Raw genomic sequence first — 24739 nt, 5'->3', positions numbered from 1 at the left:
GTGTCAGCTCCTTACCAGCGGCGCTCGAAGCGGCGGCGAAGAATGATGGCGACCGTGTTCATGGCCACGAGGAACACGAGCAGCACGATGATCGCGCCCGAGGCCCGTTCGACGAAGGCGGGGTCGGCGCGCTGGGTGAAGTTGAAGACCTGCACCGGCAGGGCCGAGGCGGGGTCGAAGAAGCCCTCCGGCGGGGCTGCGGGAAACTCGCGCACGAAGGCGACCATACCGATCAGCAGCAGCGGCGCCGTCTCGCCCAGGGCCTGAGCCAGCCCGATGATGGTGCCCGTGAGGATCCCCGGCATGGCGAGCGGCAGGACATGGTGAAAGATAGCCTGCATCTTCGAGGCGCCCACACCCAGCGCCGCATCGCGGATCGAGGGCGGCACGGCCTTGAGGCTGGCGCGCGTGGCGATGATGATGGTGGGCAGCGTCATCAGCGTCAGCACGAGGCCGCCCACGATCGGCGCGGACTGGGGCAGGCCCATGAAGTTGATGAAGATCGCAAGCCCGAGGATGCCGAAGACGATCGAGGGCACCGCCGCAAGGTTCGAGATGTTGACCTCGATCAGGTCGGTCCAGCGGTTCTTGGGCGCGAACTCTTCCAGGTAGATCGAGGCGGCAACGCCGATCGGCAGGGCCAGCACCAGCACGATGAACATCATGTAGGCCGAGCCCAGGATGGCGACGCCGAGGCCCGCCGCCTCGGGGCGCAGCTCCGAGGCGTCGGGGCCGAACAGGAACTGCGGGTTGAAGGCGATGGTGATCAGGCCCGCCTCGCGCAGCCTTTGCGCAAGGACCAGCTGCTCGGGGGTGATGTTGCTGTCGAGCGCGGCGCTTTCCATCGTCACGCGGCCCTTGAAGAAGCCGTCCACCCGCCCGTTCGCCAGCGCCCGGACCTCGACGGTCTGGCCAACCAGCTCGGGATCGGCCAGCACGCGGTTGCGCAGGCCGGCGGCGGCTTCCTTGGACAGGAGGCCCGCGATGTCCTTGTCGCTGATCCCCTCGGACTGGAGGCCGGCCGCGGCCACGGCCGCCACCATCGAGGCCTCGAGCTGCCGGCCGTAGCCGATGGTCGTGACCTTCTTCATCTCCTCGATGTCGCGGTTGCCGCGCGGATCCACGATGGCCGCGTCGAGCGTCACGGGGATCGCGATGAAGGTCTGCCGGAAGGCGCCGGCGCCGTTGCCGATCACCGAGGTCAGCAGCAGGACCAGCGCGAGGATCGACAGGATCACGGCGCCGAGGCCGTAGGCGCGGAACCGGCGTTCGGCCGCGTTGCGGCGGCGGGTCCGGGCGTCGGGCGCAAAGAGCGAGCCCGGCTCGGGAGGGGCGGCTTCGGGTGCGGTGGCGTCGGTCATTCGTACTGCTCCCGGTATTTGCGCACGATGAAGAGGGCGATCACGTTGAGAACGAGGGTGATCGCGAAGAGCGTGAGGCCGAGCGCGAAGGCCACCAGCGTCTCGGGCGAGGCGAACTCGGTGTCGCCGGTGAGCTGGCTCACGATCTTCACCGTGACGGTGGTCATGGCCTCGAACGGGTTCAGCGAGAGCTTGGCCGCGGCGCCCGCGCCGAGCACGACGATCATGGTCTCGCCGATGGCACGGCTCGCGCCCAGCAGGATCGCGCCCACGATGCCGGGCAGGGCCGCGGGCAGGATCACCTGCTTGACCGTCTCGGAATGGGTGGCGCCGAGCCCGTACGAGCCGTCGCGCAGCGATTGCGGCACGGCGTTGATGATGTCATCGGACAGCGACGAGATGAAGGGGATCAGCATGATCCCCATGACGAGACCCGCGGTCATGACCGAGGACGAGCTGGCCCCGAGCCCGAGCGGCTGGGCGAACCAGTCGCGCAGCGCCGGGCCCACGGTGACGAGGGCGAAGAGGCCGTAGACGATGGTCGGGATCCCCGCGAGGATCTCGATCGCGGGCTTGGCCCAGCTGCGGGCGCGCGCACCGGCATACTCCGCAAGATAGATCGCGGTGAGAAGGCCGATCGGCACGGCCACCAGCAGCGCGATGAACGAGATGTACATGGTGCCCCAGAGCAGCGGCCAGATCCCGAGGTCCGACCCGCCGCGGAATTGCGGGTTCCAGGTCAGGCTGAGGAAGAAGTCCTGCGCCGGATAGAGGCGGAAGAAGTTCATCGTCTCGAACAGCAGCGACATCACGATCCCGACCGTCGTCGCCACCGCCACGAGCGAGGCGGCGATCAGGATCACCATGACGAACCGTTCCGTGGTGTTGCGGGCGCGGAAGTCGGGGCGGATGCGCGCGAGTGCGAGACCGAGGCCCGCGGCGCTGGTCGCAAGGACCGACACGACCATCCAGAAGCCGAGCCTGTCCTGCAGATCGCGGTGGGCGCGGGCCGCGGCCAGCGTCTCGGGGCCCATGCTGGTCACGGCCACACCCACGGCCCGCAGGCGCGGGGCGAGACCCTCGGGGCTGAGGCCCGCCACGTCGCGCGGCGAAAGGCCGTCGGTGACGGCCAGCCGCTGAAGCCCCGTCGAGATGCGACGCACGTCCGCCATCACGAGGCTGCTGGTGCTGGCGTCGCCCGCCGGCAGCAGCGACGCGACGCGCTGCTCGATGACCATGGGCTGTGCCATGAGCCAGACCGCCAGCAGCGCGAGAGCGGGCACCGCGGTCAGCAGCGCCGCGAACTGGCCGTAGTGGCCGGGCAGGGAATGCAGCCGACGGGGATCGCCGCCCGCCGAGGAAATGGCGCGACGCCGCCCGGCGAGAAAGCCTGCGGCGGCGAGGATCAGGACGGCCAGAACGAGGATGCCGAGGCTCATGGGAGGTCCGGGACTGGGAAGAGGCGGCGCGGGGACGTCCCGCGCCGCCGGAGGGGATCAGTTGCTGAGCGGGCCCATCGGAACCCGGTTGGCGATCATGTCCTGCGTCGCCGCCAGCTCGGGGTCGGACACGAGGCCGTAGGCGGCCAGCGGCCCGTCGGGACCGGCCATCTCGTCCGAGACGAAGAACTCGACATATTCCTGCAGGCCCGGGATCACGTCGAGGTGCGCCATCTTCACATAGAAGAACAGCGGCCGGGACACCGGATAATCGCCCGAGGCGATGGTCTCGACCGAGGGAACCACATCCGACATGGTCGCGACCTTCAGCTTGTCGGTGTTGTTCTGGTAGAACGAGAGGCCGAACACGCCGATGGCGTTCTTGTTGGCGTCGATGCGCGAGAGGGTCTCGGTATAGTCGCCATCGATGTCCACCGACGCGCCGTCGGTGCGCAGCGCCATGCACATGTCGTGGGCCTTGTCCTCGTCACCGCCGTTGGCGGCGGCGAAGGCCTCCATCGCGCCCGATTCCTCGCAGCCCGCCACGATCACCTTCTCGTCGAACACTTCGCGGGTGCCGTGCTTGGTGCCGGGGATGAAGGCGAGGATCGGCTGGTCGGGCAGCGCCGGGTTCACCTGGTTCCAGCGGCCGTTCGGGTTCGCGACCACCTGGCCGTCCACGACGATCTGCGCGGCCAGCGCGTTGAACCAGTCGGCCGGCGTGAAGGCGAAGTCCGGCCCGCCGATGTCGGAGGCGAACACGATGCCGTCATAGCCGATGCGCACTTCCATGATCTCGTTCACGCCGTTCTGGGCGCAGAGGTCGATGTCGGACTGCTTGATGCGCGAGGAGGAGTTGGCGATGTCGATCGTGTTCTCGCCGACCCCTTCGCAGAGTTTCTTGCGGCCCGCGCCCGACCCGCCCGATTCGACGACCGGCGTCGGGAAGTCGAAATTCTCGCCGAAGGCTTCGGCCACGATGGTGGCGTAGGGCAGCACGGTCGAGGAACCCGCGGTCTGGATGTTGTCGCGCGCGGCGGCGACGCCGGCCGAAGCGGCCACCACGGCCAGCGAGGACACCGTGAGCTTGAGAAGGGACATGGAACTCTCCTGTCGGTTGGACGGCCGCAGCGGGCGACCTCTGCGCCGTCCTAGCCCCGTTGCGAGTCGGGTTTATTGCAGTTCGGTGACGGTTTTGTAACAGCGCCCGGATCAGCGGCCACGCGTCGTCCGGCTGCCATCATGATCCCTGACGCCCACCGCCGTCGGCGCCCGCCCGTCAGCGCGAGAAGAGATCCGGCAGGGCGGGCTCGATCGGCTCGATCAGTTCGGGGCCTTCGTTGCGGACGGAACTCACGCGGCGCCCGACCTCATGCCAGCGCAGCGCGGTCATCGGGATCCGCGGCAGATCCTCCACCGGGCAGCCGCCCAGCCAGTCGCCGGCCGCCTCGAGGTCCATCATGACCGGCATCCGGTCATGGACCCGGGCCAGCCCCTCGCGCACCGGCTCGGTGAGGATGGCGCAGGTCGGCCCCTCGTAATCGGCCAGCCGCACCCGGCTCTCGAGCCCGGCCATCAGCAGCGCCGGGGCATTGCCGGCGGGCGACATGTAATGCGGATGCTTCACGCCCCCGCGCAGCTGCCATTCGTAATAGCCCGAGGCGATCACGAGGCAGCGCCCGCCGCGATAGGCGGCGCGAAAGCTCGGCGCGGTGGCGGCGCTTTCGACACGGGCATTGATGGTGCTGGCCTTCCAGTCCCGGAGGGCGCCGCGGTGAAAGGGCGGGATGAGGCCCCATCGTGCAAGATCGCCCTGAAGCCCCGATTCCGTCCGCCGCACGATGGGGATCAGCGCGGTGGGCGGGACGTTGTAGCGCGTCTCGATCTCGGCCCGCGCGGGCGCCAGCCCCTGCATCCAGCCGGCCAGCTGAGCCCAGGTCAGCTCCTTGTGGGCCATGCGTCCGCACATGGCCCGATCCTCAGGGCCGGCAGAACATGTCGTAGAGCATGGCGACCGCGCGGCTCACCTTGGGATCGGCGATCGAATACCAGATCGTCTTTCCCTCGCGCCGCGCCGAAACCAGTCCGTCCTGCCGCAGCCGCGCAAGTTGCTGGCTGACCGCCGCCTGCCGCGTGGACAGCAGCGTCTCAAGCTCGGTCACGGATCGCTCGCCGTTCGAGAGATGGCACAGGATCATCAGCCGCCCCTCGTGCGAGAGGGCCTTCAGGAACCCGGCGGCCGCCTGAGCCTGAGCCACCATCCGCTCGGGCGGAACGGGCGTCGCCTCCGGGGCGGTGCGATGCGTGTCGGGCAGGTCGAGAGACATGGTCATGGAACTCCTCATCCGGAGCACATCTAGCACGGAGGCCGGTGCGTGGCGAGATGTCGCAAGGCCGGTTTACCGACTCGCAAGGAAGGTTCCGAACCGCCCCTGCGAAAAGAGCAGCGGCTCGCCCGGCCGCATCGCGGCGCGGATCACCTCGCCCACGACGATGGCATGGTCGCCGCCGTCATGCACCGCCGCCTGCCGACACTCGAACCGGGCAAGCGGTGCCGGCAGCAGCGGAACCCCTTCGGGGCTCGAACGGTAGGCGAGGCCGTCGAACCCGGCGCCGCCCCGTGTGAAGCGGCGGGCGAGGTCGTCCTCGCCCGCATCGAGCACATGGATCGCAAAGTGGGGCGCGCGGGCGAAGAAGTCGAACCGGCTCGAGGCGCGCGCCGGGGACCAGAGCACCAGCGGCGGATCGAGCGAGACCGAGGAGAAGCTGTTGGCCGTCATGCCCATCGGCCCGTCCTCGGCAAGCACGGTCACCACGGTGACGCCGGTCGCAAAGCGGCCGAGCGCGTCGCGGAAGGCGCGCGCATCGGCGGCGGGGACAAAGGCGGCGTCCTCGGTCATCCGGCGTCTCCTCTCTGCCGGCCGGTCCGGCGCCGGAGCCCGGATGCCCCCGCGCCCCGGCGGGGCGGGCCTGACGTCTCACGATCCGCGCCGATGTGCAATGCGTCGCAAGCGCAGACCCCTGCGGCGTGCCGGGCCGTCGCGACGGCGCATGGGCTCAGCAGCCCAGAACCGCGCGTCCAGCAGACCTCAGCCGGCGCGGAAGTGCTTGGCGAGTTTCAGGCCCTGGCCCTGATAGTTCGAGGCGATGCCCGCGCCGTACAGCATGTCGGGCCGCTCCTCCATCCGTTCATAGACCAGACGGCCCACGACCTGCCCATGTTCCAGCACGAAGGGTGCCTCGTGGCAGCGCACCTCGAGCACCCCGCGCGAGCCGGTGCCGCCCGCCTGCGCATGGCCGAAGCCGGGGTCGAAGAAGCCCGCATAATGCACGCGAAACTCGCCCACCATCGCGAGGTAGGGCGCCATCTCGGCGGCATGGTCGGGGGGAATCGTCACCGCCTCGCGGCTGACGAGGATGTAGAAGGCGCCCGGATCCAGGATGATGCGGCCGTCGCGGGCGCGGATCTCCTCCCAGTAATCCGAAGCCGGATAATGGCCGATGCGGTCGAGGTCAATGAGGCCGGTGTGGGGCTTGGCGCGGTAGCCCACGAGGTCGCCGTCGCCGGGCCGCAGATCGACCGAAAAGCCGAGCCCGCCCGAAATGACGGGGGCGCCGTCCACCAGCGGCTCGCGCGCATGGAGCTGGGCCAGTTCGGCATCCGACAGCGTGGCCTCGCCCGCGCGGAAGCGGATCTGGTTCAGGCGCATTCCGGGGCGCACGAGGACCGAGAAGCTGCGGGGGCAGACCTCGGCGTAGAGCGGACCCGCATAGCCGTCGCGGATGCGGTCGAACTCGGTGCCGCCGTCGGCGATGGTCCGGGTCAGAAGGTCGAGCCGGCCCGTCGAACTCTTGGCATTGGCCACGGCCGAGATGCCGGCGGGCAGGGCGAGGCGCTCCATCAGCGGCACGACATAGACGCAGCCCTTCTCGAGCACGGCGCCGGCGGTCAGGTCCATCCGGTGCATCTCGAACTCGTCGAGCCGCTCGGTGACCGTGCGGCCGGCCCCGGCGAGGAATGAGGCGCGCACGCGGTAGGCGACGGTTCCGAGGCGCAGGTCGAGGCTGGCCGGCTGGATCTGGGCGGGAATCGGTGCGGGATCCGCGGAAATGGCGCCCGAGGCGATCAGGGACCGGATCCGTTGCGATGCGAGAACTCCGGTCATCTCTCTCTCCAGCTCCCTTGATGCAAAAAGGCCCGCCTCATGCGAGGCGGGCCTTTTTGATGGTCGGGCCGGCGAGATTCGAACTCGCGACCTTCCGCCCCCCAGACGGACGCGCTAACCAGGCTGCGCCACGGCCCGACAGGCGGGATACATAACGAGATTTGCCGCGGGAGCAAGCGGGAAACGCATCCTTCGGATCGCATCCCACGTCCGGGCGGATCAGGAACCCTGCAGCCGTTCGCGCAGGGCCAGCAGGCGTTCGCGCAACGCCAGAACCTCGTCGCGCCGGTGCGTCAGGCTGCCGCGCGCAAGGGCGCGCAGAGCCGTCGGCCGCCAGAGAACCTCCGCATCCGAATCATCCTCATGCGACTCCGGTTCCCCGCTCGTCGCATCCGGTGCGCGGCCGGGCGGCGATTCCGTGCGTGGGGCAGGGGGCTCGGCCCCGCGTGGAACGAGGGGCTCGGGCGCTGACCAGACGGTGCCGGGCAGGGGCGCGGCGTCCTCGTCCCCGGAACCGGCCATATCCTCGCGCGGGGCGGCGGCTTTCGCGCTTGCCCGCGACGCCTCCACCGTGGGCTCGTTCGCGCGCTCGGACCCGCGCGAGGGCTCCACCCGCGTTGAGGGCGGGCGACGAAGCGCCTCGGCGCGGAGCGCGTCGCCCCGCGGCACATCGCGGGCGAAGGGCACGACTTCGCCCCTCTGCTCGGCAGTCTCCTCGCAGGCAAAGCCGGCCTCGTCCTCGTGCGGGGGCATGGACCCGTCGCCCTGCGATCCCAGCGGGACAAGGCCCTCCTGACCGCTCAGGCTGGCCACATGGCGCACGCCCTGCTCGCGCAGGATCTTCTGCACCCCGCGGATGGTCATGCCTTCGTCGTGCAGAAGCCGGCGGATGCCCGCCAGCAGCGCCACGTCGGAGGGGCGGTAGTAGCGCCGCCCGCCCGCCCGCTTGACCGGACGTATCTGGGGGAAGCGGCTCTCCCAGAAGCGCAGCACATGCGCGGGCGTCTCCAGAATCTCGGCGACCTCGCTGATCGTGCGGAAGGCTTCGGCCGACTTTTCCATCCGCATGTCCGATCAGTTCTTGCCGCCGGCGGCGACACGCTCCTTCATCAGATGCGAGGGGCGGAAGGTCAGGACGCGGCGGGGCGAGATCGGCACCTCGTCGCCCGTCTTGGGATTCCGTCCGATCCGCGCCGACTTGTCACGCACCGTGAAGGTGCCGAAGGACGAGATCTTCACCGTCTCGCCCGAGGCCAGCGCGTCCGACACATGCTGGAGCACGGACTCCACCAATTGCGCGGATTCATTGCGCGACAGGCCCACCTCGCGGAACACCGCTTCGCTCAGGTCCATGCGCGTCAAGGTCTTGTCGCTCATCCCATTCCCCACCCAGATTTGAACACAGGATGGTGTATGAGGAATTCCGAGTCAATATCAACGGCTTGCAACGGGCCCTTGATACGCGCTTACCAGCGCAGCACGACAGAGCCCCAGGCGAGGCCACCGCCGATCGCCTCGGTGACGAGCAGATCGCCTTCCTTGATCTGCCCGCGGGCCTTGCCGACCGAGAGCGCGAGGGGAATCGAGGCGGCGGAGGTGTTGCCATGATCCTGCACCGTGAGGATCACGCGGTCCATCGGCACCTGCATCCGCTGGGCCGTGGCCGAGATGATGCGCAGGTTCGCCTGATGCGGCACGATCCAGTCCACATCGGCCGAGGTCAGACCCGCCTTGTCGAGAGCGGTGTGAGCGGTTTCTGCCAGCTTTTCAACGGCGTGGCGGAAGACTTCGCGTCCCTGCATCCGCAGGTGGCCGGTGCTGCCCGTCGAGGCGCCGCCATCGACATAGAGCAGGTCCTTGAAGCGGCCGTCGGAATGCAGGTCGGTCGCGAGGATGCCGCGGTCGGCCGAGGTTCCGGCACCCTCCGCACCCTCGAGCACCAGCGCGCCGGCCCCGTCGCCGAAGAGGACGCAGGTCGCGCGGTCGCTCCAGTCCATCAGGCGGCTGAAGGTCTCGGCCCCGATCACCAGCACGCGGTTGGCCTGGCCCGAGCGGATCAGCGCATCGGCGTTGGCCAGCGCATAGACGAAGCCCGCACAGACCGCCTGCACGTCGAAGGCAAAGCCGCGCGACATGCCCAGAGCCGCCTGAACCATCGTGGCGGCCGAGGGGAAGGTGAGATCGGCCGTCGAGGTCGCCACGATCAGCGTGTCGATGTCGTCCGGCTGCAGGCCCGCATCCGCAAGCGCCGCGCGCGCGGCGCGGGCGGCCAGATCCGAGGTCGTCTGGCCCTCGGCGGCGAAATGGCGCCGCTCGATGCCCGACCGGGTGCGGATCCATTCGTCGGTCGTCTCGACGAGGGCCTCGAGTTCAGAGTTCGGGACGATGCGGTCGGGCAGATAGTGCCCGACGCCCCTCACCACGGCGCGTATTGTCATTCAGCTCTACCGTTTCTCAGATCTGCCGGGGCGCGGCCACCTCGTCCTGCGGGGCATCCTGCCCCGCGCGCCCGGCGGATGCAAGCCGCGCCGCCAGACGCTCGTGGAAGCCCGAACGGGCGAGCCGCACCGCCAGCCCGATCGCCGCGGCGACCCCTGTCGCATCGGCCGAACCATGGGACTTCACGACGGTTCCATTGAGCCCGAGGAAGACGCCCCCGTTCACGCGGCGTGGATCGATGCGTTTCTGAAGGCGCTTGAGCGAGCCGAGCGCCAGCACCGCGGCCATCTTGGACAGGACGTTCGCGCCGAAGGCGTCGCGCAGGAAGTCCGAGATCAGCTTGGCGGTGCCTTCGCCGGTCTTGAGCGCCACGTTGCCGGTGAACCCGTCGGTCACGATCACGTCGCAGCGCCGGCCGGGGATGTCGCCACCCTCAAGGAAACCCACATATTCGTAGGCTCCGGCCTCGGCATTGGCCGAGATGAGGTCTTGCGCGCTCTTCAGTTCGGCGCGGCCCTTGTGTTCCTCGGTGCCCACGTTCAGCAGCCCCACCCGCGGACGTTCGAGGCTGAGACCGTTGCGGGCGTAGGAGGCGCCCATCAGGGCGAACTGCGCCAGATCCTCGGCATCGGCCTTGATGTCGGCGCCCACGTCCAGCATCACGTTGAAGCCGCCGGGGTTGCGCGAGGGCCAGAGGCAGGCGATGGCCGGACGGTTGACGCCGGGCAGCTTGCGCAGCCGGATCATCGAGACGGCCATGAGCGCGCCCGTGTTGCCGCAGGAGACGGCCACGGTGGCCTCGCCGGCGCGGACGCTCTCGATGCAGGACCACATCGAGGTGCCCTCGCCATGGCGCATGACCTGGCTGGGCTTGTCGCTCATCGTGACCACGCGCGGGGCGTGGCGGATCTCGCAGCGGCCCCGGAGGTCCTTGCGCTTGGCGATCATCGGCCCGATCTGGGCTTCGTCACCGTGGACGATGAAGTAGGCGCCCGGGTTGGCTGAGGCGGATCCGGCAATACCGGCCACCACCGCCGCCGGACCCCGGTCCCCGCCCATCGCATCGACGGATATCACTATTCGCCCTGCGCCCGTCGCCTGGGGTGCGGTATCGCTGGCCATGCGTGGGGGCGGTCAGGCGCGGCTTACGCCGCGTCCTCGTCCAGATCGGTTTCGGCCGTGACCGCGACCACTTCGCGCGAGTCATAGTGTCCGCAGGCGCCGCAGACATGGTGCGGGCGCTTCAGCTCGCCGCAGTTCGGGCATTCGGCCGGGTTCGCGGCCACGAGCGCATCGTGCGAACGACGCATGTTGCGCCGGGAACGGGTGACTCGGTTCTGAGGGACAGCCATGTCTCAACCTCGTGTTACGGAGGGGCCAGGCCCCTGATTATCCTGATGGAATCGCGCGCTATCCGCTGGGGCCGGCGCTTCTGATCCGCGTGTCGAACGAGGCGCGGAACATAGTGGTATTCTGGCGGTGCGCAAGCCCCTTTGTGCGTCGGGGTGAGCCGGGGGAAGAGGCCGGCCGGAGCCGGTCAGCCGTCGCCCTCGGTCCCGCCCGCAGGTTCGTCACCGTCCATCTTGCGGCGCAGGTCCGCAAGCCCCGCGAAGGGCCGCAGGTCGGCGTCCGAAAGCGGCGCCACCCCCGGCGGGGCAAAGCCCGCCTCGGTCAGTTCCGCGCCCGGCGCACGGGGATAGAGCGGCAACGCCAGCGCCAGCGCCTCGACGGCCACCGCGCCTGCGTCGATCACGTCGGGCAGGGGCTCGCTGTCGTCCTCGGACACCTCCACCTCGTCGCCCTCGGGCATGACATAGTCGGCGAGGTAGCGCCGGTTGACGGTCTCCTCGATCCGCGTCGTGACGGGCGCGAGGGTGACCGAGCAGGGCTGCACGACCGTCGCCGCGAGCCGCCCCTCGAGGTCGAAGTCGCGCCGGCCGCGGGGACGGATCTCGCCCTCGAAGCTCAGGCCGCGAACGGCGCTGATGCCGAGAAGCGCCGCCACGAGGCCCTGGATCTCGGCATCGGGCTGGATCCTGAAGCGGGTGGGGCGGTTCGCCGAGAGGGCCGCGACGCGGAAGGGGCAGGTGAGGGGAAGGTCGGCGGTCGAGGGTTGGACAGGTTCCGGCATGGCGCGGTTTCTTTCCGAATTTCGGGCGGTTGCGTGACGGGCCTGTTGCAGGTGCAGCCGCCGTTGGGGGCGCGCGCGGCGGGGCTGTCCGGTGGGGCGCCGGTCCTCGTTCCTTCCTTGAACAGAGGCCGGACCTTCTGTAAGCCGGTGGCTGAGCCGCAGACGGTCCATCGTCGGGTTTCGGGATACGGGGCTTCGCCCCCCAAGGCAAGGGGTCGTCATGGCGCGGGAAGGCAGGATCGGAGCGAGGCTGGACCGGCGGGGCCTGCGCAGGATGGCGCTGGCACTGTCGTTGGGCCTGGCGGTGGGCGCCTGCCAGCCGATCTACCGCAACCACGGCTATGTGCCGACCGAGATCGACCTGCGGCAGATCGAGGTCGGCCGCGACACCCGCGACACGGTGGCCGAGATCGTGGGCCGGCCTTCGGCCTCGACGCTGCTGAACGACAGCGGCTGGTACTATGTCCAGAGCCGCTACCGCCACTATGGGGCCCGCGAACCGCAGGAGGTGGATCGCGAGGTGGTGGCGATCACCTTCAGCGAGGCCGGCACGGTGCGCAACATCGAGCGCTTCGGCCTCGAGAAGGGCCAGATCGTGCCGCTGTCGCGCCGCGTGACCGAGTCGACCATCCAGGGCACGGGCTTCCTGCGGCAGCTGTTCGGCAACATCGGCGCGCTGCGGACCGAGGATCTGATCGAATAGCCAGGGGTGGCCGAGGCGGTCCGGTCGGGGGAGCAGGGCCTGTCCAGACCAGCGCCTTGGAGGGCATCGACCGGGGGCTTCGCGCCCCCGGACCCCCGCGGGATATTTGGACCAGAGTGAATGGGGAGGGCGTGCCGCTACTCCCGCGGCTCGAAGGTCATTGCGACGCCGTTCATGCAGTAGCGCAGCCCGGTGGGCTGGGGGCCGTCCGGGAAGACATGGCCGAGATGGGACTCGCAGCGGGCGCAATGGACCTCCGTCCGGCGCATGAACAGGCTGCGGTCCTCGCGCGTGCCGACGGCGTCGGGCGCGATCGGGGCCCAGAAGCTTGGCCAGCCGGTGCCGCTTTCGTATTTCTGCGCCTGGTCGAAGAGGGGTGCGCCGCAGCCCACGCAATGGAAGGTGCCAGGCTGCTTCGGGAAATCGTCGTGCGAGCCGGCGCGCTCTGTGCCGTGCTTGCGCGTCACCTTGTAGGCGAGATCGGAGAGTTGCGCCCTCCACTCCGTATCGCTCTTCACCACCTTGTCCGGGCTGTCGGTCATGGGTCTCTCCCGTTGGGTCCGCGGCCGCTTGACCGCTTGCGCCCCGTCGTGGCGCGGCTCATATCTAAGATGCCGTTCCGCTCCGGCAAGTCACGAGGAGGTTGTCGATGCTCTCGCTCAGCAGGGGCCGCTATGCGGCCCGGGCGGCCGCGGGCCCCGAGGATCTCCGCCGTGCGCAAGAGTTGCGCTGGCTGGCTTTTCGTGCGGGACAGGGCGCGCACGGGGGCTCGGGCCTCGATGCCGACGGGTTCGACGCTGTCTGCACCCACATGCTGGTCGAGGAGGTGGCGACGGGCGAGCTGGTCTGCTGCTTCCGCTTCCTGCCGCTTCGCGATGGCCGCGAAATCGGGCGCAGCTATTCGGCGCAGTTCTACGAGCTGGGCGCGCTGGAGAGCTTTACCGGGCCGATGGTCGAGATGGGGCGCTTCTGCATTCATCCCGACCGGCGCGACCCGGACATCCTGCGCGTGGCCTGGGGGGCGATGACGCGGCATGTGGATGAGGCCGGTGTCGAGATGCTCTTCGGCTGCTCGTCCTTTCACGGGGTCGAGACCGACGCCTATCTCGATGTCTTCGCCATGCTGAAGGAGCGCCACCTGGCTCCGCCGCGCTGGCTGCCGCGGGTGAAGGCGCCCACCGTCTTCCGCTTTGCCCAGAAGCTCGCCCGGCGCGAGCCGGACGCCCGGCGCGCGCTGATGCTGATGCCGCCGCTTCTGCGGACCTACCTGATGATGGGGGGCTGGGTGTCGGATCATGCCGTGGTCGATCACGACCTGAACACGCTCCATGTTTTTACCGGGCTGGAGATCCGGGCGATCCCCGCCGCCCGCGCCCGTGCGCTCCGCGCCGTGGCGGGGTAGGCGGGGTCAGCGGCCGCGCCAGATCCAGCCGCCGCCGAGGATGCGGCTGTCGCCCGGCGCATGGAAGACGCAGGCCTGGCCCGGCGACACGCCATCTTCGGGCGCGATCAGTTCGACCTCGGCTTCCGTATCCGAGATCGGCCGGATCACCGCCTCGCGCGGGGCCCGGGTCGAGCGGACCTTGGCCATCACCTGCCATTCGGCCTGCAACGTGAGCGGCGCGTCGCCCAGCCAGTTGATCTCGCGCACCGGCACGATGCGGGTCGAGAGGGCTTCCCTCGGCCCCACGATCACCTGCCGCCGCTCGGGGTCGAGCCGCACGACAAAGAGCGGATCGCCAAGGCCGCCGATGCCGAGACCGCGCCTCTGGCCGATCGTGTAGTGGATCACCCCGCGATGCGCGCCCAGCACGTTGCCCGCGAGGTCCACGATCTCGCCCGGATCGGCCGCGCCGGGGCGCAGCTTCTCGATCACGGCGGCGTAGTTGCCGTTCGGCACGAAGCAGATGTCCTGGCTGTCGGGCTTGTCGGCCACGGGCAGCCCGTGCCGGGCCGCCAGCGCCCGCGTCTCGGCTTTCGAGGCGAGATGGCCCAGCGGGAAGCGCAGATAGTCGAGCTGCTCGCGCGTCGTGGAAAAGAGGAAATAGCTCTGGTCGCGCGCCGCATCGGCTGCGCAATGCAGCTCGGGCCCGGCCGCACCCATCTTGCGCTGGATGTAGTGGCCCGTCGCCATGCAGTCGGCGTCGAGATCCTTCGCAGTCTGGAGCAGATCCTTGAACTTCACCCGTTCGTTGCAGCGGATGCAGGGAACCGGCGTCGCCCCCGCCAGATAGGCGTCCGCGAACTCGTCGATCACCGCCTCGCGGAAGGTGTTCTCGTAGTCGAGCACATAATGCGGAAAGCCCATCGTTTCGGCCACGCGCCGCGCATCGTGGATGTCGCGGCCCGCACAGCAGGCCCCCTTCTTCGCCAGCGCCGCCCCGTGGTCGTAAAGCTGGAGCGTCACGCCCACCACATCGTAGCCCTCGGCGGCCAGTTCGGCCGCGACGACCGAGCTGTCCACGCCCCCCGACATGGCCACGACCACGCGCGTGGCGGAGGGCGGTTTGGCAAAGCCGAGCGAATTGAGCGGATGGTCGAGCATGGCGGTGCGCCTTCGGAAGGTGAAGCGCGCAATATAGGAAAATGCGGCGCACTCTCAACCCCGCGTTTCACCGATGCTTAAGCCTGCTCGGTCAGCCTCCGGTCCGATGGAGGGATGAGCGATGTATCTGAAGCGAGTAGATGGTCTCCGGCAGGTCACCCTGCCGGACGGAACCGTGTTCAGCCGGGCCGACCTTCCCCCTCCCGACACGCGGCGCTGGGTGGCCAGCCGCAAGGCCGCGGTCGTGAAGGCCGTGATCCACGGCCTCATCTCCGAGCAGGAGGCGCTCGAACGTTACGCCCTGTCGGAGGAGGAGTTCGCCCTCTGGCGCGCGGCCGTGACGTCGCACGGAGAGAAGGCGCTGAAGGTGACGATGATCCAGAAATTTCGACAACTGTAGATTGTTTCTGGCTCCGCTTATGCAAGAGTAACCCATGATTAACCATTGGGCTCCATTGTAGTTAATACCGATGGTGGCGATGCGGAGCATTTGTGATGAGAATACTGCTGGTTGAAGATGATCCGACCACGTCCAGGAGCATCGAACTGATGCTGACCCATGCGAATCTGAACGTGTATTGCACCGATCTGGGTGAAGACGGGATCGATCTGGCAAAGCTCTACGATTACGATCTCATTCTGCTGGATCTCAACCTGCCCGACATGAGCGGTCACGAGGTTCTGCGCCAGCTCCGTCTCGCGCGGGTGGATACGCCGATCCTGATACTGTCCGGCGCGGATGATACCGAGAACAAGATCAAGGGCTTCGGCTTTGGCGCGGACGACTACATGACCAAGCCGTTCCACCGGGAGGAACTGGTGGCCCGCATCCACGCCATCATCCGCCGCTCGAAGGGTCATGCGCAATCGATCATCCGAACCGGCAAGATCCTGGTCAATCTCGATGCAAAGACGGTCGAGGTCGAGGGAAAGCCCGTCCACCTGACCGGCAAGGAATATCAGATGCTGGAGCTTCTCTCGCTCCGCAAGGGGACGACCCTGACCAAGGAGATGTTTCTCAATCATCTCTACGGCGGCATGGACGAGCCGGAGTTGAAGATCATCGACGTGTTCATCTGCAAGTTGCGCAAGAAGCTGGCCGAAGCCACGGGAGGCGAGAGTTACATCGAGACCGTCTGGGGCCGCGGCTATGTCCTGCGCGATCCGGTGACCACGGAGACCGATCGGCGATTTGCCATCGGCGCCTGAAGGCGTCGTTCATATACCGGCCGGGGCGAAGGGCGGAGTGCCTGCTTCCGGGGGAGCCCGGCTTTTCAGGCGTTCAGATGGCGGGATCATGCCGGGACACGTCCGTGTCATTTGACTTGTGGGCCCAGCAACCGCAGTTTGCCTCTTCTGGACACTGAAGGACGGGCGATGAACTGGCTGCTCAACATCGTGACTGTAACGGGACTGGCGGGGCTCTTTGCGGCTCTGGTGCCTGCGCATGAGCTGGATGAGCTGATGCTGGCGCTGATCGCGGCGCTTCCGGTGATGGCCGCGGTCCTGGTGCTGCGGGCCGGAACCCCCATGCCGAGCGCGGGGTGGGAGCGGATCGATCCGGTGCGGCGCCACCGCTTCACGCGGCGGCTGGTCGAGCGGACGCTGGCCTATCGGCGCGCCGTCTTCATCCTCTCGGGCACGTTTCTGGCCCTGGCGGCGATGTTCGCCGTGGGCAAGGGGGGCGTTCTCGACGGTCGGCTGACGGACTGGCAGGAGCAGCTTGTGGCCGCCGTGGTCGGCGGTCTGCTCGGCCTCTGCGGCAGTTGCCTGCCGGAAGTCCTGCGGCGGGAATGCGCCGTGGCCGACATCCAGAAACGTCTTGTGGACGAGTTGCCGGTCTTCCGTTCGAACCGCCCCGGCGCGCAGATCGTCCGTCTGGTGACGCCGCGCGGGGCCTGAGGCCTGATCGGGCAGGGGCGACCTGCGTCCCACCCGGAACCTGCATGATCCGCATCTCTTTTCCCGCGCTCGGGTTGCTCTGGCGGCCCTTGATGAGCATATCGGGAAAAGGGAACTTGTGCAGGATCCTATGACCTTCCGCTTCGACAACAGCTATGCCCGCGAGCTTGAGGGCTTCTATGTGGACTGGCAGGCGGCGCCGGTGCCGGCGCCCAGGCTCTTGCGTCTGAACCGGGATCTGGCCGGGGACCTCGGGCTGGATGCGGACCGGCTCGAGGCCGAGGGGGCCGCGATCTTCTCGGGCAAGAGGCTGCCCGAGGGGGCGCATCCGCTGGCGCAGGCCTACGCCGGTCATCAGTTCGGCGGTTTCTCTCCGCAGCTGGGCGACGGGCGGGCGCTGCTCATCGGCGAGGTGACGGATCGCTCGGGCCGTCGTCGCGACCTGCAGCTCAAGGGCTCGGGGCGGACGCCCTTTTCCCGAGGTGCGGATGGAAAGGCCACGCTCGGGCCGGTGCTGCGGGAATATCTCGTGGGCGAGGCGATGCACGGCCTCGGGATCCCGACGACGCGGGCGCTGGCCGCGGTGGCGACCGGCGAGCCGGTCCTGCGGCAGGCGGGTGAGTTGCCGGGGGCGATCCTGACGCGCGTGGCCGCGAGCCACATCCGGGTGGGCACCTTTCAGTTCTTCGCCGCGCGGAGCGACATGGAGCGGGTGCGGCGGCTGGCCGACTATGCCATCGCGCGTCACTATCCGGCGCTCGCCGAGGCGCCAGAGCCCTACCTCGCCTTCTACGAGGCCGTGGCGGACGCGCAGGCCGATCTCGTGGCGCGCTGGATGCTGGTCGGGTTCATCCATGGCGTGATGAACACGGACAACATGGCGATCTCGGGCGAGACGATCGACTACGGGCCCTGCGCCTTCATGGAGGGGTTCGAGCCGGGCACGGTCTTCTCCTCGATCGACCTGCAGGGGCGCTATGCCTATGGCAACCAGCCCTTCATCCTGGCCTGGAACCTGGCGCGGCTGGGCGAGGCGCTGCTGCCGCTGTTCGATGCCGATGCGGGCCGGGCGGCCGAGAAGGCCAACGCCGTGCTGGGCACGGTCGGGGCCCGCTATCAGGCTCGCTGGCTGGAGGGGATGCGCGCCAAGCTGGGCCTTGCCGGGGCCGAAGAGGGCGACCTTTCGTTGGCCGAAGATCTGCTGGCCGCCATGCAGCGCGCGCGCGCCGACTGGACGCTGACCTTCCGCCGTCTCGCCGATGCGGTGACGGAGGACGAGGCGCTGCGGCCCGTTTTTCAGGAGGCGGATACGCTCCAGAACTGGCTCTCCCGCTGGCGCCGGCGGCTTGCGCCCGAGGCGGCCCGGCGCATCAGGGCCGTGAACCCGATCTATATCGCGCGGAACCACCGGGTCGAGGAAGCGCTGGCCGCGGCCCATGCGGGGGATCTCGGGCCCTTCGACCGGCTGATCGGGGCGCTCTCGGATCCGTTCACGGAACGGGCGGGTCTCGAGGATCTGGCGCAGCCCGCTCCCGCGGGGTTCAATGAGGGCTACCGCACCTTCTGCGGGACGTGAGCGCGCCGGTGGCGTAAGCTCGGGGCCTGCGGAGAGGGAGAGGGCGATGACAGGACGGGAGAAATTCCTCGCGGGCGTGCGCACCGCTCTTGCCGAGATCGACGCCGAGGGGCTCACGAAGCGCGAGCGGGCGATCCTGTCGCCGCAGGGGGCGCATGTGACGGTCGCGGGGCGCGAGTTGCTGAACCTCTGCGCCAACAACTACCTCGGGCTGGCCAACCATCCCGCCCTGATCGACGCGGCCCGGCGGGGGATGGACGAGCACGGCTTCGGCATGGCCTCGGTGCGCTTCATCTGCGGCACGCAGGACATCCACCGCGAACTTGAGGGGCGGATCGCCCGCTATCTCGGTATGGAGGATGCGATCCTCTTTGCGGCCTGCTTCGATGCGAACGGCGGTCTGTTCGAGCCGCTGCTGGGGCCCGAGGATGCGGTGGTCTCGGACGCACTCAACCATGCGAGCATCATCGACGGCATCCGCCTCTGCAAGGCGCGCCGCTATCGCTATGCCAATTCCGACATGGAGGATCTGCGCGCGCAGCTTGCGCAGGCGCGGGCGGACGGTGCGCGCACCATCCTGATCGCCACGGACGGCGTCTTCTCGATGGACGGCTACCTTGCGCGGCTGCCCGAGATCGTGGCGCTGGCCGATGCGTTCGGCGCGCTGGTCATGGTGGACGACTGCCACGCGACGGGCTTCATGGGGCCGAAGGGGCAGGGGACGCCCGCCCATCATGGGGTGAGGGTGGACATTCTCACCGGGACGCTCGGCAAGGCGCTCGGCGGGGCGCTGGGGGGCTATGTGGCGGGCCCGCAGCCCGTGATCGACCTTCTGCGGCAACGGGCGCGGCCCTATCTCTTCTCCAACGCCCTGCCGCCGGCGATCGTGACGGCGGGCCTTGCCGCGCTCGATCTGGTCGAGGCGGCCGACGATCTGCGCGCGCGGCTCTTCGAGAATACGGCCTTCTGGCGGGCGGGGCTGGCCGAGGCGGGCTTCCGCCTTCTGCCCGGCGACCATCCGATCGTGCCCGTGATGCTCAGCGAGGCGCGGCTCGCGCAGGAGATGGCCGCCGCGCTCTACGAGCGGGGGGTCTATGTGTCGGGCTTCTTCTTCCCGGTGGTGCCGCGCGGGCAGGCGCGGATCCGCACCCAGATGAATGCGGCCCTGACGCGCGAGGATCTGGAGTTCGCCCTGGGCGCGTTCCGCGAGGCAGGCAAGGCGGTGGGAGCGATCTGATGCGCGCGCTGGTCAAGGCGAAGGCAGAGCCCGGTCTCTGGATGGAGGAGCGTCCGGTGCCCGGGATCGGCCCCGACGAGGTGCTGATCCGGGTGAAGAAGACCGGGATCTGCGGCACCGATGTGCATATCTGGAACTGGGACGAATGGGCGGCCCGGACGGTGCCGGTGCCGCTGGTGACCGGGCACGAGTTCGCCGGCGAGATCGTCGAGGTGGGCCGCGATGTCGAGGATCTGACGGTCGGCCAGAGATGCTCGGGCGAGGGGCACCTCATCGGGCATCATTCGCGGCAGGTGCGCGCGGGGCGCTTCCACCTCGATCCCGAGACACGGGGCATCGGGGTCAATGTTGCCGGCGCCTTTGCCGATTACCTCCGGCTGCCGGCCTTCAACGTGGTGCCGCTGCCCGACTCGATCGACGACGAGGTGGGGGCGATCCTCGACCCGCTCGGCAATGCGGTTCACACGGCGCTCAGTTTCGATCTGGTGGGCGAGGATGTGCTGATCACCGGGGCAGGCCCGATCGGCATCATGGCGGCGGCCGTCGCCCGGCATGTCGGCGCGCGGCATGTGGTCATCACCGACGTCAATCCCGACAGGCTGCGGCTCGCAAGCGAGGTTGCCGATGTCGTGCCGGTCAATGTCGCCTCCGAGGATCTGCGCGAGGTCATGGGGCGGCTCAGGATCGTGCAGGGCTTCGACGTCGGCATGGAGATGTCGGGCGCGCCTGCGGGCTTTGACCAGATGGTCGAAGCGATGGTGATGGGCGGCCGGATCGCGATGCTGGGCATACCGCCCGGCCGCAGCCCCGTGGACTGGAGCCGCATCGTCTTCAAGGCCCTGACGATCAAGGGCGTCTATGGCCGCGAGATCTTCGAGACCTGGTACAAGATGATCGCGATGCTCGAGAACGGCCTCGACATCCGCCGGGTGATTACCCACCGCTTCCCCGTGACGGACTTTGCCGAGGGCTTTGCCGTCATGCGCGGCGGAACCTCGGGCAAGGTGGTCCTGGACTGGGGCTGACCTGTCCCCGGCGAACGGATGCGGCGGCCCTCGGGGCCGCCGCTTCGGCACTCCGCCGCACTTCCGGGGTGACGCCCCTCGATCAGAAGATCAGCGCGAGAATTCCGATGATCACGAGCAGGCCGACGATGAAGATGAAGCCGACGGTGCCGCCGATGAACTTGAGCATGGGATTCTCCTTTCCGTTGTCAGGTCAACCGGCAACACAAGGCTCTGTTCCCGGGCGGCGCCGGATCGAGGCCAGCACCATGCCGCTGCGGGGCTGGGCGGGAAGGCGGTTCAGCCGCACGCCAAGATCCTGTGGGGGAATCTCGTAGTCCATCTCGAGGCAGAGCAGGCGGATCGCCTCCTTCAGCAGTTCGACCGTGATCATCTCGCCGGGGCACCGATGGGTGACGGCAACCTCGCCACCGCCCTGCGGGACGAAGCAATCGTCCTGCCCGGACCAACTCAGCATCCGCTCTGCCCGGAAGCGGGCGGGATCGGGGAAGTTGCGCGCATCGTGCAGCGTGCCGTAGAGATCCAGAAGCAGCCACTGGTCGGCGGGCAGGTCGTAGCCCTCCCACTGCAGGGGGCGGGTCGTGACGGCGGCGGTGAAGGGGAAGAAGGGCGAGATCCGACGCACCTCCTCGGCGAAGTCGGCCGCCAGTTCCAGCGTCCCCGAGCGGAAGAGGTCGCGCCAGTTGGTCTCGCGGTGCAGCGCCAGCGCGGTGAAGGTGATGTAGCGCCCGACCGCCACGATGGGGCGCAGGACATTGAGCAGTTCGACCGCCGCCACCGTGTCATCGAGCAGCGCGCCGTCGGCTTCCCGGTGGAAGGCGATGGCATGAAGCGCCGTCGCGCTCCCCGGCACCACCTCCCCGGCCCGCACCTGCTCGATCAGCTTGCGCAGGCGCCGTTCCGTGCCCGACCGCCGCATCTGGGCCAGCCAGTTGCGCGGGCCGATGCTGCCGGCCTTGTCGATCATGTCGAAGATCTCTTCGGCCAGCCGCGCCTCGGGCTGGTTCTCGACGCCGGCCCAGCGACAGGCGGCGCGGGTCAGCACGCGCGCGGCCTCCTGCTGCAGGACGATGCTGTCGGCTTCTTCCCACTCGTCCAGCGCGGCGCGCCAGGCAGCGCGAAACTCTGCGACCAGCGCCTCCACGCGCGCGGGATCCATGCAGATGCCGAGGAACAGGGCCTTGCGGTGACGGTGCGCCGGCCCTTCGAGCTGCTGCACCGAGCCCTTGTCCTGCAACAGATGCAGCACGCTCGAGGGCATCGCGCCCACGCGCGTCAGGCCCTCGGCGCCATAAAGCAGCCGGGCCGCGGTGCCGCCGCGCAGGCAGATCACCTCGCGCAGGCGGATGCGGGTCGAGACGATGTCGCTGTCGAGCTGGTCGCAGAGGTTCGACACGAACCTGTAGCCTTCCGACAGCAGCCCCATCGACGCATCGAGCCGGGGATCGCGCGGGATCTCGCGGCCGCAGGTTGTATCGGAAGGGCCCGCTTCATGGCGGGCGTCGCTGTTCGACATGTTGGTCCCCTCGTTCGACAAGGCGGTCAACGTGGGCCACAACCGGAGGTTCCTGCCGAGTGGGGTTTTCGCACGGTCATCCGGCCCCGGCCTCGGATGGGGATGGTCGCAAAGGGCGCCCGGCAGGGGCGCCCTTCGGCCGGCCTAGTAGTTCGAGGGTGGATCGCTGGCCGGGAAGGACTCATCCAGTTGCTCGTCCACCTCGTCCCAGTCGTCCGGCGGGTCACGCATCGCGTCCGGGCCTGCGGGCCTGACATCCGGGTAGCCCGACGGCTGACGGCTGTTCATCAGATGCCGCACCGCCAGAGCACCGAACGCGCCGAGAATCACGGCGGAGGCGAGCATGAGCGTCGAATGCCGCCCCTCTCCCGCGCGCGTATCGTTCCTCGCATAAGCCATGGTCGATCCTCTTCCTTTGCGCCCCGTGGGGCCTAGAGCGAAAACGTCCGCACGAGGGGAGGGTTCCCGCCCAGCGTCTGCTCGCGCGGCCAGTGGCGCAGGCTTCGGCAGGCGGCGACGAAGCTGTCGATGTCGGACGTGCCCGCGAGGGCCCGCCAACCCTCGTCCATCTTGTCCCGCAGGGCGCAGGCGTCGATCAGCGCCTCGGCTCCGTGGTGGGCGATGAACTTGCAATGGGCATGGGCATCCGTGAGGAAGTCCTGCGCGGCCGGATTGGCGGCGATTGCCACCGCCTCGGCGCCCGGCAGCACCGCCACCGCATCAAAGAGCACCGAAGGCCCGCCGCCGAGCTTCTCGTCGGCCGGGTGCAGCGCGCCCGCGCTGTCCGTCACCCCACCGATGCGGGGGGCCACCAGCTTGACCATGGCGCCCTCGGCCGCAAGGATCGAGCGCAGTTCCGAGAGCAGGCCGGCCTCGACACCGTCTCCGACAAGGACGCCGACGGTCCGGCCGGCAAAGGAGGGCGGCGGGTTCTTCAGGATGCTCAGCGCGTCCGACGGAGGCAGGTCGGTGCGCGTGGGCCGGGCCGCCGGGGCCGGATCGGGCATCGCAGCCAGGCCCAGCCCCTTCGCGACCGCCTCGGCCAGCCCCTCGTCGATGTTGAGCAGATGGGCCACGATCCGCGCGCGGATCTCGATCTCCTGGCATTTCGACAGTTCGAACACCAGCGCATCGCGAATGTGGCCCTGCTCGACCGGCGTCTGGCTCAGGAAGAACTGCCGCGCCTGGCTGTAGTGGTCGGCAAAGCTCTCGGGCCGGAGGCGGCGCTTCTCGCCTTCCTCGCGCACGGCGTAGCTCACATAGCCCTCGAGCGGATGGGCGCGCGGCCCCTTGCCCCAGCCGTTGGGCTCGTAATTCACCCGGCCCTTGGGGTTGGCGGTCTGCATGTGGCCGTCCTGCTGGAAATTGTTCACGGGACAGCCGCGCGGCGCGTTGATCGGCAGTTTGGTGAAGTTCGGGCTGCCCAGCCGCTTGAGCTGCGTGTCGAGGTAGCTGAAGTTCCGGCCCTGCAGCAGCGGATCGTTGGTGAAGTCGATGCCGGGGATCACGTTCTGGGTGCAGAAGGCGACCTGCTCGGTCTCGGCGAAAAAGTTGTCCACCACGCGGTCGAGCGTCAGCGTCCCCACGATGGTCAGCGGCACCAGATCCTCGGGGATGATCTTGGTCGGGTCGAGCACGTCGAAGTCGAAACGGTCGGCGAAGGCTTCGTCGAAGATCTGCAGGCCGAGATCCCATTCGGGGAAGTCGCCGGCCGTGATCGCCTCCCACAGGTCGCGCCGGTGCCGGTCGGGGTCGGCGCCGTTGACCTTCAGCGCCTCGTCCCACAGCACCGACTGAAGGCCGAGCCGGGGCTTCCAGTGGAACTTGACGAAGCTCGACTTGCCCTCGGCATTGACGAAGCGGAAGGTATGGACGCCGAACCCTTCCATGAAGCGGAAGCTCTTGGGGATCGCGCGGTCCGACATCTGCCACATCACCATGTGCATCGACTCGGGCGTCAGCGAGATGAAGTCCCAGAAATTGTCATGCGCCGATTGCGCTTGCGGGAAGCCGCGGTCGGGTTCGGGCTTCACGGCATGGACGAGGTCGGGGAACTTGATCGCGTCCTGGATGAAGAAGACGGGAATGTTGTTGCCCACGAGGTCCCAGTTGCCTTCGTCGGTGTAGAACTTGGTGGCGAAGCCGCGCACGTCGCGCGCCAGATCCATCGAGCCTTTCGACCCCGCCACCGTCGAGAAGCGGACGAAGGTCTCGGTGACCTTGCCTTCCTTCTGGAAGGGCGCGGCGCGGGTGATCTCGGGGATGGCCTTCGTGCATTCGAAGAGCCCGTGGGCGCCAAAGCCGCGCGCATGGACCACCCGCTCGGGGATCCGCTCATGGTCGAAATGGAATATCTTTTCGCGTAGGACGAAATCCTCGAGCGCGGTGGGCCCGTTCCGCCCGACCCTGAGCGAGTTCTGGTTGTCGGCGATCGTGACGCCCTGGGCGGTGGTCAGCCGGTCGTCGCGGTCTCCGGCGTGCTGATGGAACTCACCTCCGGCCCCGTAGTCGGACACGAGGTTCTCGAAACTTCCAGGACGCGAAGCGGGCTTGTCATCGGCCATCTGGCTCTCCTTGACGACGGGATGGATGAGGGCCGGCAGCAGGGGCCGGGCATGGTTCGGCCGGATCATCGCGCGACGATCCGGCCGGGTCGGATGCGCTGACGCACAGCGAGGCTGTCCGACAGCGGTGACGTG

At 68.7% G+C, this 24739-nt stretch carries 27 protein-coding genes and 1 tRNA gene; 8 read left to right on the top strand and 20 right to left on the bottom strand.

Annotated elements, in window-relative coordinates:
* Positions 1–11: 11 nt before the first annotated feature.
* The 14 genes from pstA to LV780_RS08435 form a co-directional block, all read right to left on the bottom strand.
* Positions 12–1361, bottom strand: coding sequence for a phosphate ABC transporter permease PstA (gene pstA / locus LV780_RS08500; protein ID WP_108220534.1), 1350 nt, complete (start codon positions 1359–1361; stop codon positions 12–14).
* Positions 1358–2800 carry a phosphate ABC transporter permease subunit PstC gene (gene pstC / locus LV780_RS08495; RefSeq protein ID WP_011908932.1) on the bottom strand — a complete coding sequence of 481 codons (1443 nt, stop codon included), beginning with the start codon at positions 2798–2800 and terminating at the stop codon, positions 1358–1360. The genes pstA and pstC overlap by 4 nt, the downstream gene beginning before the upstream one ends.
* Before the next feature lie 57 nt (positions 2801–2857).
* Positions 2858–3901: a substrate-binding domain-containing protein gene (locus LV780_RS08490; RefSeq protein ID WP_108220535.1), complete on the bottom strand. Its 1044-nt coding sequence runs from the start codon at positions 3899–3901 to the stop codon at positions 2858–2860.
* A 178-nt stretch (positions 3902–4079) separates the two neighbouring features.
* Positions 4080–4769: an SOS response-associated peptidase gene (locus LV780_RS08485; protein WP_108220536.1), complete on the bottom strand. Its 690-nt coding sequence runs from the start codon at positions 4767–4769 to the stop codon at positions 4080–4082.
* Positions 4770–4779: 10 nt separating this feature from the next.
* Positions 4780–5133 carry an ArsR/SmtB family transcription factor gene (locus LV780_RS08480; RefSeq protein WP_011908929.1) on the bottom strand — a complete coding sequence of 118 codons (354 nt, stop codon included), beginning with the start codon at positions 5131–5133 and terminating at the stop codon, positions 4780–4782.
* 66 nt (positions 5134–5199) lie between these two features.
* Complete coding sequence (locus LV780_RS08475; RefSeq protein WP_011908928.1) at positions 5200–5700, bottom strand: flavin reductase family protein; 501 nt, start codon at positions 5698–5700, stop codon at positions 5200–5202.
* Positions 5701–5889: 189 nt separating this feature from the next.
* Positions 5890–6966: a 2'-deoxycytidine 5'-triphosphate deaminase gene (locus LV780_RS08470; protein WP_117344989.1), complete on the bottom strand. Its 1077-nt coding sequence runs from the start codon at positions 6964–6966 to the stop codon at positions 5890–5892.
* Between the two features lie 60 nt (positions 6967–7026).
* Positions 7027–7104: transfer RNA gene (locus tag LV780_RS08465), tRNA-Pro, on the bottom strand.
* Positions 7105–7185: 81 nt separating this feature from the next.
* Positions 7186–8034 (bottom strand): MerR family transcriptional regulator, encoded by an 849-nt coding sequence (locus tag LV780_RS08460; RefSeq protein WP_233863765.1) that lies wholly within the window; start codon positions 8032–8034, stop codon positions 7186–7188.
* 6 nt (positions 8035–8040) lie between these two features.
* Complete coding sequence (gene ihfA, locus LV780_RS08455; RefSeq protein WP_002719760.1) at positions 8041–8343, bottom strand: integration host factor subunit alpha; 303 nt, start codon at positions 8341–8343, stop codon at positions 8041–8043.
* Positions 8344–8432: 89 nt separating this feature from the next.
* On the bottom strand, positions 8433–9404 hold the full coding sequence (locus LV780_RS08450) for a beta-ketoacyl-ACP synthase III (RefSeq protein ID WP_011908925.1): 972 nt from the start codon (positions 9402–9404) through the stop codon (positions 8433–8435).
* Between the two features lie 16 nt (positions 9405–9420).
* Entirely contained in the window at positions 9421–10527 is a 1107-nt protein-coding gene (plsX, locus tag LV780_RS08445) for a phosphate acyltransferase PlsX (RefSeq protein ID WP_044248176.1), read from the bottom strand.
* 23 nt (positions 10528–10550) lie between these two features.
* Positions 10551–10757 (bottom strand): 50S ribosomal protein L32, encoded by a 207-nt coding sequence (gene rpmF / locus LV780_RS08440; RefSeq protein WP_011908923.1) that lies wholly within the window; start codon positions 10755–10757, stop codon positions 10551–10553.
* 185 nt (positions 10758–10942) lie between these two features.
* Positions 10943–11536, bottom strand: coding sequence for a YceD family protein (locus LV780_RS08435; RefSeq protein WP_101340973.1), 594 nt, complete (start codon positions 11534–11536; stop codon positions 10943–10945).
* A 220-nt stretch (positions 11537–11756) separates the two neighbouring features.
* On the opposite strand from LV780_RS08435, the gene LV780_RS08430 reads away from it, so the two are divergent.
* Complete coding sequence (locus LV780_RS08430; RefSeq protein ID WP_011908921.1) at positions 11757–12239, top strand: outer membrane protein assembly factor BamE; 483 nt, start codon at positions 11757–11759, stop codon at positions 12237–12239.
* A 137-nt stretch (positions 12240–12376) separates the two neighbouring features.
* On the opposite strand, the gene msrB is transcribed toward LV780_RS08430, so the two are convergent.
* Positions 12377–12781, bottom strand: a complete 405-nt coding sequence (gene msrB / locus LV780_RS08425; RefSeq protein WP_101340974.1) for a peptide-methionine (R)-S-oxide reductase MsrB — start codon at positions 12779–12781, stop codon at positions 12377–12379.
* A gap of 107 nt (positions 12782–12888) precedes the next feature.
* Here msrB and LV780_RS08420 point away from each other — a divergent pair, with 107 nt between their 5' ends.
* Positions 12889–13641, top strand: a complete 753-nt coding sequence (locus tag LV780_RS08420) for a GNAT family N-acetyltransferase (RefSeq protein WP_108220539.1) — start codon at positions 12889–12891, stop codon at positions 13639–13641.
* Between the two features lie 6 nt (positions 13642–13647).
* On the opposite strand, the gene mnmA is transcribed toward LV780_RS08420, so the two are convergent.
* A complete protein-coding gene (gene mnmA / locus LV780_RS08415; protein ID WP_108220540.1) occupies positions 13648–14784 on the bottom strand; it encodes a tRNA 2-thiouridine(34) synthase MnmA in 1137 nt (378 codons plus the stop codon).
* A gap of 121 nt (positions 14785–14905) precedes the next feature.
* Between mnmA and sciP the strand changes: the two genes are divergently transcribed.
* The 6 genes from sciP to tdh all read left to right on the top strand — a co-directional run bounded on the left by sciP (position 14906) and on the right by tdh (position 20524).
* On the top strand, positions 14906–15184 hold the full coding sequence (gene sciP / locus LV780_RS08410) for a CtrA inhibitor SciP (protein WP_011908917.1): 279 nt from the start codon (positions 14906–14908) through the stop codon (positions 15182–15184).
* A 95-nt stretch (positions 15185–15279) separates the two neighbouring features.
* Complete coding sequence (ctrA, locus tag LV780_RS08405; protein WP_011908916.1) at positions 15280–15993, top strand: response regulator transcription factor CtrA; 714 nt, start codon at positions 15280–15282, stop codon at positions 15991–15993.
* Positions 15994–16161: 168 nt separating this feature from the next.
* A complete protein-coding gene (locus LV780_RS08400; RefSeq protein ID WP_011908915.1) occupies positions 16162–16686 on the top strand; it encodes a hypothetical protein in 525 nt (174 codons plus the stop codon).
* Between the two features lie 130 nt (positions 16687–16816).
* On the top strand, positions 16817–18262 hold the full coding sequence (locus LV780_RS08395; protein ID WP_108220541.1) for a protein adenylyltransferase SelO: 1446 nt from the start codon (positions 16817–16819) through the stop codon (positions 18260–18262).
* 46 nt (positions 18263–18308) lie between these two features.
* The gene (locus LV780_RS08390) at positions 18309–19499 is read left to right on the top strand and encodes a glycine C-acetyltransferase (RefSeq protein WP_108220542.1); all 1191 of its coding nucleotides are present in this window, start codon (positions 18309–18311) and stop codon (positions 19497–19499) included.
* Positions 19499–20524, top strand: a complete 1026-nt coding sequence (gene tdh / locus LV780_RS08385) for an L-threonine 3-dehydrogenase (RefSeq protein WP_108220543.1) — start codon at positions 19499–19501, stop codon at positions 20522–20524. The genes LV780_RS08390 and tdh overlap by 1 nt, the downstream gene beginning before the upstream one ends.
* Before the next feature lie 82 nt (positions 20525–20606).
* Here the strand turns inward: tdh and LV780_RS22165 are convergent, their stop codons facing one another.
* The 4 genes from LV780_RS22165 to LV780_RS08370 form a co-directional block, all read right to left on the bottom strand.
* Positions 20607–20693 carry a small membrane protein YohP gene (locus LV780_RS22165; protein WP_101340979.1) on the bottom strand — a complete coding sequence of 29 codons (87 nt, stop codon included), beginning with the start codon at positions 20691–20693 and terminating at the stop codon, positions 20607–20609.
* A gap of 24 nt (positions 20694–20717) precedes the next feature.
* Positions 20718–22040 carry a cytochrome P450 gene (locus tag LV780_RS08380; protein ID WP_108220583.1) on the bottom strand — a complete coding sequence of 441 codons (1323 nt, stop codon included), beginning with the start codon at positions 22038–22040 and terminating at the stop codon, positions 20718–20720.
* 144 nt (positions 22041–22184) lie between these two features.
* Positions 22185–22439, bottom strand: coding sequence for a hypothetical protein (locus LV780_RS08375; protein WP_108220544.1), 255 nt, complete (start codon positions 22437–22439; stop codon positions 22185–22187).
* A gap of 32 nt (positions 22440–22471) precedes the next feature.
* Positions 22472–24604 carry a catalase gene (locus tag LV780_RS08370; RefSeq protein ID WP_108220584.1) on the bottom strand — a complete coding sequence of 711 codons (2133 nt, stop codon included), beginning with the start codon at positions 24602–24604 and terminating at the stop codon, positions 22472–22474.
* Between the last annotated feature and the right edge of the window lie 135 nt (positions 24605–24739).

Source organism: Cereibacter azotoformans (genome assembly GCF_021391315.1).
Classification (GTDB): Bacteria; Pseudomonadota; Alphaproteobacteria; order Rhodobacterales; family Rhodobacteraceae; genus Cereibacter_A; species Cereibacter_A azotoformans.
Note: the sequence above shows the minus strand (reverse complement) of the source record. Positions and strands in the feature narration are given on the sequence as shown.

Excerpts from the sequence above, each read along its gene's own strand:
- LV780_RS08390 (WP_108220542.1), top strand. The coding sequence starts at position 18,309 with ATGACAGGACGGGAGAAATTCCTCGCGGGCGTGCGCACCGCTCTTGCC.
- LV780_RS08430 (WP_011908921.1), top strand. The coding sequence starts at position 11,757 with ATGGCGCGGGAAGGCAGGATCGGAGCGAGGCTGGACCGGCGGGGCCTG.
- LV780_RS08420 (WP_108220539.1), top strand. The coding sequence starts at position 12,889 with ATGCTCTCGCTCAGCAGGGGCCGCTATGCGGCCCGGGCGGCCGCGGGC.
- msrB (WP_101340974.1), bottom strand. The coding sequence starts at position 12,781 with ATGACCGACAGCCCGGACAAGGTGGTGAAGAGCGATACGGAGTGGAGG.
- LV780_RS08450 (WP_011908925.1), bottom strand. The coding sequence starts at position 9,404 with ATGACAATACGCGCCGTGGTGAGGGGCGTCGGGCACTATCTGCCCGAC.
- LV780_RS08490 (WP_108220535.1), bottom strand. The coding sequence starts at position 3,901 with ATGTCCCTTCTCAAGCTCACGGTGTCCTCGCTGGCCGTGGTGGCCGCT.
- tdh (WP_108220543.1), top strand. The coding sequence starts at position 19,499 with ATGCGCGCGCTGGTCAAGGCGAAGGCAGAGCCCGGTCTCTGGATGGAG.
- rpmF (WP_011908923.1), bottom strand. The coding sequence starts at position 10,757 with ATGGCTGTCCCTCAGAACCGAGTCACCCGTTCCCGGCGCAACATGCGT.
- LV780_RS08400 (WP_011908915.1), top strand. The coding sequence starts at position 16,162 with ATGAACTGGCTGCTCAACATCGTGACTGTAACGGGACTGGCGGGGCTC.
- plsX (WP_044248176.1), bottom strand. The coding sequence starts at position 10,527 with ATGGCCAGCGATACCGCACCCCAGGCGACGGGCGCAGGGCGAATAGTG.
- pstC (WP_011908932.1), bottom strand. The coding sequence starts at position 2,800 with ATGAGCCTCGGCATCCTCGTTCTGGCCGTCCTGATCCTCGCCGCCGCA.
- LV780_RS08435 (WP_101340973.1), bottom strand. The coding sequence starts at position 11,536 with ATGCCGGAACCTGTCCAACCCTCGACCGCCGACCTTCCCCTCACCTGC.
- LV780_RS08370 (WP_108220584.1), bottom strand. The coding sequence starts at position 24,604 with ATGGCCGATGACAAGCCCGCTTCGCGTCCTGGAAGTTTCGAGAACCTC.
- LV780_RS08395 (WP_108220541.1), top strand. The coding sequence starts at position 16,817 with ATGACCTTCCGCTTCGACAACAGCTATGCCCGCGAGCTTGAGGGCTTC.
- ihfA (WP_002719760.1), bottom strand. The coding sequence starts at position 8,343 with ATGAGCGACAAGACCTTGACGCGCATGGACCTGAGCGAAGCGGTGTTC.
- mnmA (WP_108220540.1), bottom strand. The coding sequence starts at position 14,784 with ATGCTCGACCATCCGCTCAATTCGCTCGGCTTTGCCAAACCGCCCTCC.
- LV780_RS08480 (WP_011908929.1), bottom strand. The coding sequence starts at position 5,133 with ATGACCATGTCTCTCGACCTGCCCGACACGCATCGCACCGCCCCGGAG.
- LV780_RS08460 (WP_233863765.1), bottom strand. The coding sequence starts at position 8,034 with ATGCGGATGGAAAAGTCGGCCGAAGCCTTCCGCACGATCAGCGAGGTC.
- LV780_RS08485 (WP_108220536.1), bottom strand. The coding sequence starts at position 4,769 with ATGTGCGGACGCATGGCCCACAAGGAGCTGACCTGGGCTCAGCTGGCC.
- LV780_RS08475 (WP_011908928.1), bottom strand. The coding sequence starts at position 5,700 with ATGACCGAGGACGCCGCCTTTGTCCCCGCCGCCGATGCGCGCGCCTTC.
- LV780_RS22165 (WP_101340979.1), bottom strand. The coding sequence starts at position 20,693 with ATGCTCAAGTTCATCGGCGGCACCGTCGGCTTCATCTTCATCGTCGGC.
- LV780_RS08375 (WP_108220544.1), bottom strand. The coding sequence starts at position 22,439 with ATGGCTTATGCGAGGAACGATACGCGCGCGGGAGAGGGGCGGCATTCG.
- LV780_RS08470 (WP_117344989.1), bottom strand. The coding sequence starts at position 6,966 with ATGACCGGAGTTCTCGCATCGCAACGGATCCGGTCCCTGATCGCCTCG.
- pstA (WP_108220534.1), bottom strand. The coding sequence starts at position 1,361 with ATGACCGACGCCACCGCACCCGAAGCCGCCCCTCCCGAGCCGGGCTCG.
- ctrA (WP_011908916.1), top strand. The coding sequence starts at position 15,280 with ATGAGAATACTGCTGGTTGAAGATGATCCGACCACGTCCAGGAGCATC.
- sciP (WP_011908917.1), top strand. The coding sequence starts at position 14,906 with ATGTATCTGAAGCGAGTAGATGGTCTCCGGCAGGTCACCCTGCCGGAC.
- LV780_RS08380 (WP_108220583.1), bottom strand. The coding sequence starts at position 22,040 with ATGTCGAACAGCGACGCCCGCCATGAAGCGGGCCCTTCCGATACAACC.